The 13617-nt window shown below is 73.2% G+C and carries 15 protein-coding genes; 6 read left to right on the plus strand and 9 right to left on the minus strand.

Going from position 1 to position 13617, the window contains the following annotated elements; genetic code table 11:
* Positions 1 to 145 precede the first annotated feature (145 nt).
* Positions 146 to 553: a hypothetical protein gene (locus IE332_RS12970; protein ID WP_189915973.1), complete on the plus strand. Its 408-nt coding sequence runs from the start codon at positions 146 to 148 to the stop codon at positions 551 to 553.
* An 18-nt stretch (positions 554 to 571) separates the two neighbouring features.
* On the opposite strand, the gene IE332_RS12975 is transcribed toward IE332_RS12970, so the two are convergent.
* Positions 572 to 1663, minus strand: coding sequence for a ScbA/BarX family gamma-butyrolactone biosynthesis protein (locus tag IE332_RS12975; protein ID WP_189915974.1), 1092 nt, complete (start codon positions 1661 to 1663; stop codon positions 572 to 574).
* Between the two features lie 348 nt (positions 1664 to 2011).
* On the opposite strand from IE332_RS12975, the gene IE332_RS41870 reads away from it, so the two are divergent.
* A complete protein-coding gene (locus IE332_RS41870) occupies positions 2012 to 2647 on the plus strand; it encodes a ScbR family autoregulator-binding transcription factor (RefSeq protein WP_189915975.1) in 636 nt (211 codons plus the stop codon).
* Positions 2648 to 2737: 90 nt separating this feature from the next.
* Here IE332_RS41870 and IE332_RS12985 read toward each other — a convergent pair whose 3' ends face one another.
* From IE332_RS12985 to IE332_RS13000, 4 genes are all read right to left on the minus strand, one after another.
* A complete protein-coding gene (locus IE332_RS12985; protein ID WP_189915976.1) occupies positions 2738 to 3349 on the minus strand; it encodes a ScbR family autoregulator-binding transcription factor in 612 nt (203 codons plus the stop codon).
* 237 nt (positions 3350 to 3586) lie between these two features.
* A complete protein-coding gene (locus IE332_RS12990) occupies positions 3587 to 3796 on the minus strand; it encodes an acyl-CoA carboxylase subunit epsilon (RefSeq protein ID WP_189915977.1) in 210 nt (69 codons plus the stop codon).
* A 73-nt stretch (positions 3797 to 3869) separates the two neighbouring features.
* Positions 3870 to 5471 carry an acyl-CoA carboxylase subunit beta gene (locus IE332_RS12995; RefSeq protein ID WP_189915978.1) on the minus strand — a complete coding sequence of 534 codons (1602 nt, stop codon included), beginning with the start codon at positions 5469 to 5471 and terminating at the stop codon, positions 3870 to 3872.
* Positions 5472 to 5922: 451 nt separating this feature from the next.
* Complete coding sequence (locus tag IE332_RS13000) at positions 5923 to 6345, minus strand: PLD nuclease N-terminal domain-containing protein (protein WP_189915979.1); 423 nt, start codon at positions 6343 to 6345, stop codon at positions 5923 to 5925.
* A gap of 92 nt (positions 6346 to 6437) precedes the next feature.
* Between IE332_RS13000 and IE332_RS13005 the strand changes: the two genes are divergently transcribed.
* Together IE332_RS13005 and mqnP are read left to right on the plus strand one after the other, a co-directional pair.
* Positions 6438 to 7895: a menaquinone biosynthesis decarboxylase gene (locus IE332_RS13005; protein WP_189915980.1), complete on the plus strand. Its 1458-nt coding sequence runs from the start codon at positions 6438 to 6440 to the stop codon at positions 7893 to 7895.
* Entirely contained in the window at positions 7895 to 8791 is an 897-nt protein-coding gene (gene mqnP, locus IE332_RS13010; protein WP_189915981.1) for a menaquinone biosynthesis prenyltransferase MqnP, read from the plus strand. Before IE332_RS13005 ends, mqnP begins: the two co-directional genes overlap by 1 nt.
* A gap of 36 nt (positions 8792 to 8827) precedes the next feature.
* Here mqnP and IE332_RS13015 read toward each other — a convergent pair whose 3' ends face one another.
* The 4 genes from IE332_RS13015 to IE332_RS13030 form a co-directional block, all read right to left on the minus strand.
* Positions 8828 to 9634, minus strand: a complete 807-nt coding sequence (locus IE332_RS13015) for a Rossmann-fold NAD(P)-binding domain-containing protein (RefSeq protein WP_229928563.1) — start codon at positions 9632 to 9634, stop codon at positions 8828 to 8830.
* A gap of 146 nt (positions 9635 to 9780) precedes the next feature.
* Positions 9781 to 10536 (minus strand): alpha/beta fold hydrolase, encoded by a 756-nt coding sequence (locus IE332_RS13020; RefSeq protein WP_189915982.1) that lies wholly within the window; start codon positions 10534 to 10536, stop codon positions 9781 to 9783.
* Positions 10537 to 10707: 171 nt separating this feature from the next.
* On the minus strand, positions 10708 to 11424 hold the full coding sequence (locus IE332_RS13025) for an MOSC domain-containing protein (RefSeq protein WP_189915983.1): 717 nt from the start codon (positions 11422 to 11424) through the stop codon (positions 10708 to 10710).
* A 75-nt stretch (positions 11425 to 11499) separates the two neighbouring features.
* A complete protein-coding gene (locus tag IE332_RS13030; protein WP_189915984.1) occupies positions 11500 to 12252 on the minus strand; it encodes a cyclase family protein in 753 nt (250 codons plus the stop codon).
* Positions 12253 to 12318: 66 nt separating this feature from the next.
* Between IE332_RS13030 and IE332_RS13035 the strand changes: the two genes are divergently transcribed.
* Complete coding sequence (locus IE332_RS13035; RefSeq protein ID WP_189915985.1) at positions 12319 to 13038, plus strand: UbiX family flavin prenyltransferase; 720 nt, start codon at positions 12319 to 12321, stop codon at positions 13036 to 13038.
* Between the two features lie 119 nt (positions 13039 to 13157).
* Positions 13158 to 13616: an Lrp/AsnC family transcriptional regulator gene (locus IE332_RS13040; RefSeq protein ID WP_030232219.1), complete on the plus strand. Its 459-nt coding sequence runs from the start codon at positions 13158 to 13160 to the stop codon at positions 13614 to 13616.
* Position 13617: the final 1 nt, after the last annotated feature.

The raw sequence follows: 13617 nt of genomic DNA on the forward strand, positions 1-13617 counted from the left end.
GCCGGGCCCGGGCTTGTCTCCCGAGTTTTGTCGGATCAGGCGGGCCCGGCAAGGACCCGGGAGACGAGCCCTGGGTGTGACAGGGGTAGTTCGTGCCGGCCGCGTCCGCGCCGGTACGGGGAGGAACTGAGGAGGAAATCGCGCAATGGAGTGCGACGAGGTCATGCTGACCGTCCGAATCACCGCCGGAGAGCAGCTGCTGCTGCGCCGGCTCGCCCAGGGACACCGGAGCGACGTGTCCGAGGTGGTGGCGGACGCCCTGCTGGACATCATCCCCACGCTCAGCGCGCCGGGGGACGCCTACCGGCTGCTGGGCGCGCTCGCGATGCCGGCGCCGTGCGCCCTGACGGTCTGGCTGCCGACCCCGCTGGCGGACCTGCTGGTGCCCGGCGCGGCCCGGATCGCGCAGATCACCGACGTCCGGATCGAGTCGGCCAGCGCCGCCCTGGGTGCGGCGCTGCGGCTCTGGCTGGCGCAGGACCCGGTCAGGCTGGCGGCCAACCTCAGCGTGATGCACGCCGGGCGGCCGTCGTCGGCGCTGGTGGCCGCCTGACGGCCCCCGGGGCGGGGTTCAGCTCGCCAGCGGCAGCCGGGTGCTGCCGAGGCCCGGCGCGGTGGGGCGGCCGTCGAGGGCGTCCCGCCGGGCCGGCGGCACCGTGGGGCCCTCGGCGGGCCCGTCCAGCGGCCCGTCCAGGGGCTCGGTGAGCAGCCGGCACTCGGCCGCCGTCCGCCCGTCCTGGACCAGCTGGACCCGTACGGGCAGCCGGCGGCCGTCCGCGGCCGGTTCGGGGACGGCCCGGACGAAGCAGGGGCGGTCCAGCTCTATGTAGTGGTCGAAGGAGGTCACCAGCTCGACCGGGACCACCGGTTCGGGGTGGCGCAGCCGTTGGGCGGCCTGCCGGGCGGCCTCCAGCACCAGCATCCCTGGCACGTGGTCCAGCTGGTGGTCGAACAGCACCGGGTGCGCGGCGTCGGCGCGCAGCAGCCAGGTGTCCGGCCGCAGGGTCGGGCTGAGCACCACGTCGGCGGGCTGGGCGCGGCCGACGAGTTCGGGCGCGGTGGGGGCCGGCGGCCGGGGCGGGGCGACGGCGTGCCGCGCGGGGCCGCGGAGCCGGGCGTACGAGGCGGGGCACAGGACGCGCAGCTGGCCCGAGCCGTGGCCGACCGGCCGGCCGTCCCGGGTGATCTCCGCGCGGATCCGCAGCGAGACCAGCCGGCCGTGCCGCATCCGGACGTCCTCGCAGCCGACGGCGAGCATCAGCGAGGCCGGGCCCGCGGCGACGGCCAGTCCGGGCAGGCCGGGCCCGTCGAGCGCGTAGGAGAGGTCCTCCATCACGAAGTGGTGGCCGCGCGGCACCCCGAACCCGGCGTGGCCGATCAGCAGCCCGGCCTGCCGGACGGTCTCGGCCATCAGCACCGGGTCGTGGTAGCGGTCGCCGGGCAGCCGGTAGAAGCCGTGCAGCCGGGGCCACTGGGCGCCGAGCAGGAAGTCGTACGGGCCGGTGGCCTGCCAGCCGGTGAGGAAGACCTCGGAGACCGAGGCGCGGTGCACCAGGTGCCGGGAGACGGTCCGGTCGTGGAAGTCGTAGCCGGAACCGGGGCCCTGGCCGGTTCCGGGGCGGGCGTACGCGCCGTGCGGGTCCGGCTCTACGATCGATGGCATGACTGGCCCCCGCTCCCAGGGTGTCGGTCGAGCGGCCGCCATGGACGCCCGAGCAAAACATACATACCACCCGGTTTGTGTTCGGCGACTGGGGTGCCCCGGTCGCACAGCCCGGCGCGTTCACGCTACCCGCCCCGTGGGCTGGGGCAATGCCCTACGGGGTACCGCAGACCTTGGGCGGGGGGTGGTCCCCGCTGGACGGCGGGGGCGAAGCAGGCGCTAGATTAGATACCAACCATGCGGTTTCGGTCGCGGCCGTCCGCATGCGAGCGCCGCTCCTGGCAGGGGGCGGGCCGACAACAGCCGGGCGGGGCGGGAATCGCGCCCGGCCGAGTCCGGAGGGGGCCAGTGGTCAAGCAGGAACGGGCTGGGCGGACCCGGCAGGCCGTGCTGCTAGCCGCGGCGGAGACCTTCGCGCGGGTGGGCTTCGAGGCCGCCAGCCTGGTCGACATCAGCCGTCGCGCCGGCGTCAGCAAGGGCGCCCTCTACTTCCACTTCGTGTCCAAGCAGGCCCTCGCCGACGGGGTGCGCCGCGCCGCCGGGCGGGAGGTCGGCTCGGCCGCGCTGCGCGCCCTGCGCGCCGACGGACCGGCCCTCCAGGGGCTGATCGACTTCTCGCACGAGCTGGCCCGGATGCTCCGGGAGGACGTGGTGGTGCGGGCCGGCGTCCGGCTCGGCCGCCAGGGCCTGCGCCGGGGCGACGGCCCTGGAGGCCCGGGCGGCCCGCCGGGGCCGGACGCCACCTGGCGCAGCCTCACCGCGGTCGTCCACCGGCTGCTGGACCGCGCCGCCGAGGCCGGGGAGCTGTGCCCCGGGGTGGACCGGCGGGCCGCCGCCGAGCTGCTCACCGCCGTGGCGGCCGGTCAGGTGCTGCTGTCGGGCGAGGAGGCCGACCGGCCCCGGCCGGAGGCCGTGCGCCGGGTCTGGGCGGCCGCGCTGCCGGCCCTGGTGGCGGCCGAGGACCGGGCCGGCTACCGGGTCTGACCCCGGCCCGCCGTGGGCCCGCCGTGCGCCCGCCGGGGGCCTGCTGCGGGCCCGCAGCAGGGCTCGCGGCGGGCGCCCGCCGTCCGGGCCTCAGGCCCGCTCGGCCACGCTCAGCCGGGCGAGCGCGTGCGGCTGGACCAGGCCGGGCAGCAGCAGCGTCCACAGGTCGGCCATCCGCTGGATCAGGTCCTGCCGGTCGGCCAGCACCTGGGAGCTCAGCTGGATCCCCGTGACGGCCCCGGTGATCACCCCGGAGGCCGCGACCAGGTCGACCCCCGGGTGGAGGTCCCCGGCGTCCCTGGCGTGCTCCAGCAGCTCCCGGACCAGGTCCATCCAGCCCTGGTAGGCCGCGATCTGCGGCTGGGTGAAGCTGCCGTGCTCGATCGTCAGCCGGATGCTGCCGCGCACCAGCGGGTCGTCCTGGAGCGCGCGGGCGAAGGCGTACCCGAGGTCGATCAGGTTCTGCACCGAGCTGTCCGAGGACGGGTGCCAGCCGGCGATCCAGGCGCCCTGCCCCTCGATGACGGCGAGCGCCAGGTCCTCCTTGGAGCGGAAGTGGAAGTACAGCGCGCCCTTGGTGACGCCGGCGCGGTCCAGGATCTCGGACATCGTGGCGGCGGCGTAGCCCCGCTCGTCGAACACCTCGGCCGCCGCGAGGAGTACCGCCTGGCGGGTCGCCAGCGCGCGGGCCTGCCTGGCCATCGCAGCCTCCCTGGGAAAGTTCTGGTACCTCGGCAGCGGCCGATCCTATGGGGGCCGACGGGGCGTCGGAGGCATACCGTCCAGTAGGCATCCTACCGAGCCGCCCGCCGGCCGGTCCGGCGCACGGGCGGTCGGCCACCGGCCGGACGGGCGCGAAGGGTGCGTCCGCCGCCGGGGAACGGCCGACGGCCGGCCACCCGTGCGGGGTGACCGGCCGTCGGCGGAAGCCGCGGTGCGTCAGGCGGCCTGCTGCCAGCTGACCGGCGAGTAGTAGGCCGGGCGGCGCTCCAGGCGCTGCCAGTTGGCGATCGGCTCGACCTGCGCGGTGGCGGCGGCGTGCTGCGCGGCGGCGGCGCGCGCCATCAGGACGGCGGTCAGGGCGGCGAGTTCCTCGTCGGTGAGGGTGCCGCGGACGATGCGGACGAGCGGTTCGGCGGAAGCGGTCATGTCCTGGTTTCTCCCCCGGTGGCTGTGGTCTGAGGTGGCTCGGTACGGCCTGCTGCGGTGCGCACCGCGCCCACTACATCGGCGGGTTGCCGTGCTTGCGGCTGGGCAGGTCGGCGTGCTTGGTGCGGAGCATCGCCAGTGCGGAGGCGATCACCCGGCGGGTCTCGGCCGGGTCGATGACGTCGTCCACGAGGCCGCGCTCGGCCGCGTAGTACGGGTGCATCAGCTCGCTCTTGTATTCCTTGATCTTCTGGGCCCGCATGGCTTCCGGGTCCTCGGCGGCGTTGATCTCGCGCCGGAAGATGACGTTGGCCGCGCCCTCGGCGCCCATGACGGCGATCTCGTTGGTCGGCCAGGCGTAGGAGAGGTCGGCGCCGATGGAGCGGGAGTCCATCACGATGTAGGCGCCGCCGTAGGCCTTGCGCAGGATCAGCGAGATGCGCGGCACGGTGGCGTTGCAGTACGCGTACAGCAGCTTGGCGCCGTGGCGGATGATGCCGCCGTGCTCCTGGTCGACGCCGGGCAGGAAGCCGGGGACGTCGAGCAGGGTGACCAGCGGGATGTTGAAGGCGTCGCACATCTGCACGAAGCGGGCGGCCTTCTCGCTGGCGTTGATGTCCAGCACGCCGGCCAGCGACTGCGGCTGGTTGGCGATGATGCCGGTGACGTGGCCGTCGATCCGGGCCAGCACGCACAGCACGTTGGTGGCCCAGCGCTCGTGGACCTCCAGGTACTCGCCGTGGTCGACGATCTCCTCGATCACCTTGCGCATGTCGTACGGGCGGTTGCCGTCGGCGGGCACCAGGTCCAGCAGGGTGTCGTTGCTCCGCTCGACCGGGTCCTCGCTCATCACGGGCGGGGGCATCTCGCGGTTGTTCTGCGGCAGCAGCGAGAGGAGGTAGCGGACCTCCTCGATGCAGGACTGCTCGTCGTCGTAGATGAAGTGGGCCACGCCGGAGACGCCGGCGTGCACGTCCGCGCCGCCGAGGCCGTTCTGGGTGATCTTCTCGCCGGTCACCGCCTGGACCACGTCCGGGCCGGTGATGAACATCTGCGAGGTCTCGCGGACCATGAAGACGAAGTCGGTCAGCGCGGGGGAGTACGCGGCGCCGCCGGCGCACGGGCCGAGCATCACCGAGATCTGCGGGATGACGCCGGAGGCCTTGGTGTTGCGCTGGAAGATGCCGCCGTAGCCGGCGAGGGCGGTGACGCCCTCCTGGATGCGGGCGCCGGCGCCGTCGTTCAGCGAGACCAGCGGCGCGCCGGCCGCGATGGCCATGTCCATGATCTTGTGGATCTTCTGCGCGTGGGCCTCGCCCAGCGCGCCGCCGAAGATCCGGAAGTCGTGCGCGTAGGTGAAGACGGTGCGGCCGTGGACCGTGCCCCAGCCGACCACGACGCCGTCGGTGTGCGGCTTCTTGGCCTCCAGGCCGAAGCCCTGGGCGCGGTGCCGGCGCAGCGGCTCGACCTCGTGGAAGGAGCCCTCGTCCAGCAGCAGCTCGATGCGCTCGCGCGCGGTCAGCTTGCCCTTGGCGTGCTGGGCCTCGGTGGCCTTCTCACTGGGGCCGCGGAGGACCTTCTCGCGCAGCTCGTGCAGCTCGGCGACCCGCCCGCGGGCGTCGGCCGGGACCTCGGGGACCTCGCCGTCGACCGGCGCCTCATGCACAACCGTCATCTCGAACCACTCCAAGGGTGAGGGAACTGTCCGACAGCCAACGTCTGCTGTGCCCCCGGCCGCGAATCACTTTCTTCACTTATGACTGTACGAGGGGCCGTGCGCTGGTTTCGGCGTCGATTCCGTACAAGGTCGGGTTCGTTTAGCTGTCAGGCCTGCACAGAAGCGGTCGGGTCGGAGCCGGGGCACTCAGTGTTCGTTCGATTACCGGGGGTTGTCGGACAGATGATGGTCCGATGATCTGAGCCTGAAGAAAAGCGCAGGTCAGGGCCTTCCCTCAGTAATGTAGGGCGGCCGTCTGGGGTGCCGCTCAAGGTCCGCTCAAGCCGGGGGCCCGGACGGCGGCCATCCGTGTGAGACGGCCTCCAGTCGTAGGGAAGCGCCAAAAAGGCCGTGGCCCACCCCAGGACGCTCGGGTGGGCCGTTGGAGGGAGGCGCGAACCCCCGGTGATCAGGGCTTCCGGCCGTCCTCCGGCTCGTCCCGGTCGCGCAGCTCGCGCTCCCGGCGGCGCAGATCGGCCTCCCACTGCTCCAGCATCGACTCGTGGTCCTTGTCGTTCTTCTTCAACGAGGCGAGGAACTCGGGGTCGTCGTCCGGTGCGAGCGGCCGCCCGCCGCGCCCGGCCGGGCGCCCCGGACCGTCGGCCGCCGGGCGACCCGGGTGGCCGTCGGCGGCCGCGACCCGCAGGAAGCCGCGCTGCCGGCCGGCGATCAGCCAGGCGATCGGGCCCAGCGGCGGGAAGAGCAGCACGATCAGCACCCAGACCACCTTCGGCAGGTGCTTCACCTCGTCCTCGGGCGTGGTCAGACAGTCGACGAACGCCCAGACCCAGAGCGCGAGCGGAAGGACGATGGTCAGCAGAATCCGCAACATGGCTGCGATCTCCCCCCAACGGGCGGCAGTGGCGGGCGCCTTCCCGGGCCCTTGACGCAAGCCAGGCTATCTGGTGGCGGATACTGACAGGCATGGCATACGACGATCTCCGCTCGTTTCTCCGGGCCCTCGACCGCGAAGGCGACCTCAAGCGCATCAAGGCGGAGGTGGATCCCCACCTGGAGATCGGCGAGATCGTCGACCGGGTGCAGAAGGCCAAGGGCCCGGCGCTGCTCTTCGAGAACGTCAAGGGCTCGTCGATGCCGCTCGCGATGAACGTCTTCGGCACCGAGCGGCGGCTGGCCAAGGCGCTCGGCCTCAAGGGCCCGGACGACATCGCGGAGAAGATCGCCGGCCTGCTCAAGCCGGAGCTGCCGCAGGGCTTCACCGGCTTCCGCGACGCCTTCGGCAAGCTCGCCTCGATGGCGCACGTCCCGCCGCGGCACGTGAAGTCCGGCGACGCCCCGGTGCAGGAGGTGGTGCTCACCGGCGACGACGTCGACCTGGACGAGCTGCCCGCCCTCTTCACCTGGCCGATGGACGGCGGCTCCTTCTTCAACCTGGGCCTCACCCACACCAAGGACCCGGACACCGGCGTCCGCAACCTCGGCCTCTACCGGCTCCAGCGGCACGACCGCCGCACCATCGGCATGCACTGGCAGATCCACAAGGACAGCCGCAACCACTACGCGGTGGCCGAGCGCCGCGGCGAGCGCCTCCCGGTCGCGATCGCCTTCGGCTGCCCGCCGGCCGTCACCTACGCGGCCACCGCGCCGCTGCCGGGCGACATCGACGAGTACCTCTTCGCCGGCTTCGTCGCGGGGGAGCGGGTGCGGATGGTCGACTGCAAGACCGTGCCGCTGCAGGTCCCGGCCGACGCCGAGGTGGTCCTGGAGGGCTGGCTGGAGCCCGGCGAGATGCTGCCCGAGGGCCCGTTCGGCGACCACACCGGCTTCTACACCCCGCAGGAGCCGTTCCCGGCGCTGAAGATCGACTGCGTGACGATGCGCCGCCGCCCGATCCTGCAGTCCATCGTGGTCGGCCGCCCGCCGACGGAGGACGGCCCGCTGGGCAAGTTCACCGAGCGCTTCTTCCTGCCGCTGCTGAAGATCATCATCCCGGACATCGTCGACTACGACCTGCCCGAGGCCGGCGGCTTCCACAACTGCGTGATCGTCTCGATCGACAAGAAGTACCCCAAGCACGCCCAGAAGACGATGCACGCGATCTGGGGCGCGCACATGATGTCGCTGACCAAGCTGATCATCGTGGTGGACTCCGACTGCGACGTGCACGACTACCAGGAAGTCGCCTGGCGGGCCTTCGGCAACGTCGACTACAGCCGCGACCTCACCGTGGTCGAGGGCCCGGTCGACCACCTCGACCACGCCTCGTACCAGCAGTTCTGGGGCGGCAAGGCCGGCATCGACGCGACCCGCAAGCTGCCCGAGGAGGGCTACACCCGGGACGGCGGCTGGCCCGAGATGGTCTCCTCGGACCCGGCCACCGCCGCACTGGTCTCGCGCCGCTGGAAGGAGTACGGGCTCTGATGAGTACGGCTGCCGTCGAAACCCCGGGACGCACCAAGGCGTTCCTGCGTCTGGTGATGATCGAGCACTCGGTCTTCGCCCTCCCCTTCGCGTACATCGCCGCGCTGACGGCCATGTTCCTGGCCGACAAGCGGGTGCACTGGGGCCAGTTGTTCGTCGTCACGGTCTGCATGGTCGGCCTGCGGACCTTCGCGATGGCCGCCAACCGGATCATCGACCGCGAGATCGACGCCCGGAACCCGCGCACGGCCTCGCGCGAACTCGTCACCGGCGCGGTGTCGTTGAAGACCGCGTACGTCGGCTCGGCGGTCGCGCTGGTGGTGTTCCTCGGCGCGGCGGCGATGCTCAACCCGCTCTGCCTGGCGCTCGCCCCGGTGGCCGTGGTGCCGATGGTCGTCTACCCGTACGGCAAGCGCTTCACCGACTTCCCGCAGGCGATCCTGGGGCTCGCGCAGGCGATGGGCCCGGTGGGCGCCTGGCTCGCCGTCACGGGCAGCTGGTCCTGGGACGCGGTCGTGCTGGGCGTCGCGGTCGGCATCTGGATCGGCGGTTTCGACCTCATCTACGCCTGCCAGGACGTCGAGTCCGACCGGCACGGCAAGGTGCGCTCGGTGCCGGCCCGCTTCGGCATCCCGGCGGCCATCCGGGGCGCCCGGGTGTGCCACGTCCTCACCACCCTCCTGCTGGGCTGGTTCGCGCTCCTGACGGACGCCGGAGCGGCGTTCTGGGTCGGCCTGGTGGTCGTCGCGGGCGCCTTCGTGTACGAGCACACCATCGTGAAGCCGAACGACCTGTCGAAGCTCAACCGGGCGTTCTTCCAGACGAACGGGTTCGTGGGCATCTCGCTGTTCGTCTTCGCGCTGCTGGACCTGATCATCCGCGGCCTTGGGATCTGACCCGGGCCCGCTCCCCGTTCCCGGCGGGCCGCGCCGTCACCGGAACAGCGCGGCGTGGTCGGCGGCCCAGACGCGGAAGCTGCGGGCCGGCCGGCCGGTGACGTCCGGGACGGTCGTGGTGGGCGGCTGCGGCTCGGCGATCCGGGCGTGGACGAAGGCCAGCGCGCCGTCGGCGGTCGCCGGGGGCCGGCCGGCGGCGAGCATCCGCTGCCGGGCGGCCTCGCGGGGGACCTCCTCCCAGGCCACCGGGCGGCCGGCGGCCTCGCCGATGATCCGTACCTGCTCGGCCTGGGTCGGCGACTCCGCGCCGGTCAGCACGTAGCGGGCGCCGTCGTGGCCGTCCTCCACCAGGGCCCGGACGGCGACCGCCGCCACGTCCCGCTCGTCCACCGGGTTCAGCTCGGCCGCGCCGCCGTAGCCCCGGACGGTGCCCCCGGCGCGGATCTCCTCCGCCCACTGCAGCGCGGCGGCGAACCCGTACGTGCGCAGCACCGTGTGCCGCACGCCGCTGCGGACCAGCAGCGCCTCGACCTCGCCGTCCGGCTGCTCGGGGACGTCCCGGACGGCCGCCGAGGAGAGGAAGACCACCCGCCCGACCTCCCGGGCCAGCACGCCGACCGCGTCCGCCGTGGCCTCCGTCCCCGGGTGCGGCCAGCCCAGCAGCACCGCGCCGACGCCCTGGGCGGCCGCCTCCAGGGACGCCGGGTCGAGCAGGTCGCGGTTCGCCAGCGTCCGCACCCGTATCCCGGAGGCCGCGAGCTGCAGCCCGACGTGCCGTCCGACCGTTCCGGAGACGCCGACGACCAGCACGGGCGACGCGTCATCAACTCGCTTTTCTGTCATGCCTAGAACGTAGGCGACAAGCATGAGACGCCCAATGCGCACGGGTCTAGGGTCCATGCGCCAGCGTCTACCCCGGTGCCCGTCACCGGGAGCCGCACGGGAAGCCGGCCCGGCCGACCTCCCGCGCGGCTCCCGGGGATCCGGGGTCAGTTGTGCAGGAACCCCTCCAGGGCGGTGGCCAGGGCGACCGGCGCCTCGTACATCGGGTAGTGGCCGCTGCCGCCGAGCTCCTCCAGCTCCGCGTTCGGGTAGTGGGTGAGCCAGGTGCCGCGCATGACGTCGGCGGTGAGGGCGAGGTCGTGCTCGCCGACGATGACCTTGACCGGCACCGGGTTGCCGCTGATCCGCCGCTCCAGGTCGGCCGTCGCCCAGTCCCGGACGTAGCCGCCGAACGCCTCGGCGGTGGACAGCCGCAGGGACTGGTCGACCATCCGGTCCAGCCAGACCCGGCCGGCCCGCTGCCCGGTGACCAGGTCGAGGATCGCGAAGCGCTTCTCCCGGTCCCCGGCGGCGCCGTAGAACAGGGCCTCGCCGGCCTCGTCCAGCGGGTAGGCCCCGGCGGGCACCGGGGCCAGGCCGACCAGCTTGCGCACCCGCAGCGGCGCCTCGGCGAGCACCTGCTGGGCCGCCTTGCCGCCCATCGAGTGGCCGACCACCGAGAAGCGGTCCCAGCCGAGCTGGTCGGCCAGGGCGAGCGCGTCGGAGGCGATCTCGGCGAGCGTGTAGTCGCCGGTGACGTCCTTGCGCTCGCCGTAGCCGCGGTAGTCGAGGAAGGCGTAGCTGAAGGCGCCGCCGTCCAGGTAGTCGAGGAACGGGCCCCAGCCCGCGCTGGTGCCGAACCAGTCGTGCAGGACCAGGACGTGGTGGTCGCCGGTGCCGGTCAAGCGGTGAGGGATCGTCATGCCCTCCGTCGTTCCCCGCGACCGGCCCGCCCGAACGGCCGGTTCGCGAAAGGTGCCGCGTGGTCGGTGCCGCCCATCCGTACGACGCGGGCCGGTGGAGCGTCTTCGCCGACCCGGCCGGGCATCCGTTCTGCTTGATCGGCCCTCCGCGCACAGGTAATTGACGAGTCGTCAGTCGAGGGCGAGGCGGTCGCCGACCCGGAGCCGGCCCGGGGTGGCGACCTCCGCGAGTGCGTCCAGCCGGCCGTCGTGGGCGTGCACGACGGCCTTGAGGATCTCGGGTGCGTGCGGCAGTCCCGGCTGCGGGGCGCCGCTCATCGCGCAGCGCTCGCTGGAGGTGACGAAGGCGAGCCGGGCGCTGTCCGGGGCCTCGCCGCGGGCCTGGCGGCCGAGCCAGGCGTCCTCGACGAACGGCGGGGTGCCGGGCGGGGTGCGCAGCACGATGTTGGGCCGGAACCTGCGCTCGTCGACGACGGCGAACGGGACGGCCTCGCGGACCCAGTCCAGGGTCGCGGTGGAGAGCACGCTGACCGGCAGCCGGTCGAAGTGCGAGACGGCGTCCTCGCGGGCCAGTTCGACGTCCTCGCGCTGGAGGTAGGCGCGCAGGAAGGCGGCCGGCCGCTCGACCGGGCGGCCGAGCGGGTCGAACAGCTCGGGACCGTCGATCCGGTGGCCGAGGCGGGCGGAGAGGCGGAGCAGGCCGTCCATCCGGCGGAAGCGCCGGGTGTTCTTGCCGGAACCGAGTCTTCCGGCCGCGTCGCGGACGGCGTAGAGGCGGTCGCCGGCCAGGCCGCGCCCGTCCACCTCGACGGAGTCGAGCCGCTCGCCGCCGGTGGACTTCACGGGGTAGCGCCAGAGTCGCTCGATCACTCCGATGATCTCAGCCATGGGCGGACAGCGTACTGGCGCCACCGGGGGATGGTCTAGACCAAGTGCGGTGCCGGCGGGGGCCGTCGGCGCGGTTCAGCCCAGCCGGGCCACCGCCCGTACGGGGGCGCCGTCCGCCGCGACCAGCCGCAGCGGGAACAGCGAGACCTCCACCGGGCGGCCGGCCTCCTGCGCCGCCAGCAGCACCCGCAGGTCGGTCAGGTTCTCGGCGATCACCCCGCCGCCCGGCGCCCCCAGCAGCACCCGGTGCGCGGCGAGCGAGGGCTCCTCGGCGGTGCCCTGGTCGTGCTCGTCGGTGAGATCGGCGAGCAGGGCGGCCACCGCCGGGTCGCCCGGGCCCGGGTCGGGGGTCGGATCGACGCTGAGCGCGTCCACCCCGACCGTCCGCACCCCGGCGGCCACGATCGCCTCGGCGGCCTCCGGGGTCAGGCTGGGGTGGGCGAGGTAGGCGTCGGTGCCCCAGTGCCTGGCCCAGCCGGTGGCCAGCAGCAGGACGGTGCCCTCGCCGGTGTCCGCGACCCGCTCCAGCGCGGGCGCCAGCAGGTCGGGGGTGACGGCCGCCCTGGGCTCCAGCCCGCGCAGGTCGGCGAGCACGGCCGGCCCGGTGAACCGCTCCAGCGGCAGCCCGTCCAGGGTCGGCCAGGTGACGTCCACGTGGTACGGCGCGTCCACGTGCGTCCCGGACTGCGAGCCGAGGTGCAGGGCCAGCACGTTCACCCCGGCGGTGGCGGTGGTGAGCGCGGGCTCCAGCAGGACGGCCGGATCGCCGGGGTAGACCGGCATCGCGGTGGTCACCTGATGGGTGAGGTCGACGAGGGTCGCTGCCATGCCCCCATCCTTCCAGGGGTGACCGCGGATGCGGCTCCGCCGGGGGAAGCCGGATAGAAATGCCCCATGGGAACAGCGAAGCGTCAGCCGTGGGTGGTCGGGGTCTCGGGCGCGTCGGGGACGCCGTACGCGGCCTCGGTGATCCGGGGGCTGCTGGCCGCCGGTGAGGCGGTGGACCTGATCGTCAGCCGGGCCGCCCGGCTCACCATCCTGGACGAGACCGGGATCTCCTTCCGGGACGCCCACTGGCGCGCGGACCTGGCCGCCTGGCTGGGCTTCGAGGCCGCCGGGGCCTCCGGGGACACCGAGGACACCGAGGCCTCCGGGGGCGCCCTGGGCGACGTCCGCTACTGGCCCGCCGGGGACTTCGCGGCCGGCCCGTCCAGCGGCTCCTACCCGGCCAAGGGCATGCTGGTGGTGCCCGCGACCACCGGCGCGGTGGCCGGGATCGCGCTCGGCCTGAGCAAGGACCTGCTGCAGCGGGTCGCCAGTGTCACCCTGAAAGAGCGCCGCCCCCTGGTCGTGTGCGTGCGCGAGACGCCACTCAACGGGGTGACGTTGAAGCACCTGGTGGAACTCGACGCGCAGGGCGCGGTGGTCCTGCCCGCTTCGCCCGGCTTCTACGCCGGCGGCTCCACCGTGCGCGAACTCGTGGATTTCGTCGCGGGACGGGTGCTGGACGCCGTCGACGTGCCGCATTCCCTGTACCTGCGCTGGGAGGGGGAGTTGGGGGCCGCCGCCCGCCGGACCGACGCGAATGCGGCCGTACCACCTGAGGGGGAGTAAGGAGGCCGAGGGCGGGAGAGTATCTTCTCTGCGATATCCGGGTCGGTCGGCGCACGGCGCCTTTGAATCCGGATAATGATCTGTGGGTCTGGAGAGGTTCGGAAGGACGCGGACGGTATATGGACACGGTGGACAGACAGCTCATCCAGGCGCTCCGGGAGAACGGCCGTGCGTCCTACGCCGAGCTGGGCCGGTTGGTCGGACTCTCCGGCCCGAGCGTCACGGACCGCATCAACCGCCTGGAGCAGGCCGGGGTCATCACGGGCTACCGCGCGACGGTCAACCCGGCCTCGCTCGGCTTCGGCGTCACGGCCCTGATCGGCCTCCAGCTGACGGACGCGGCCGACCACGAGGACGTCGCGTTCCGGCTGAAGGACCTCAACGAGGTCGAGGACTGCTGGTTCATCGCCGGCGACGACTCGTACATGCTCAAGGTCCGGGTGGCCGACGTGGCCGGCCTGGAGTCGGTGGTGAAGAGGATCTCGGGCACCAAGGGCGTAGCCCGGACCCGCACCACCGTCGTACTCTCCACGAAGTGGGAGAACCGGGTGAGCGAACTGCCTCCTGAAGGGGAATGAC

Origin of the sequence: Kitasatospora xanthocidica (genome assembly GCF_014656195.1) — a bacterium.
GTDB classification, from domain to species: Bacteria; Actinomycetota; Actinomycetes; order Streptomycetales; family Streptomycetaceae; genus Kitasatospora; species Kitasatospora xanthocidica.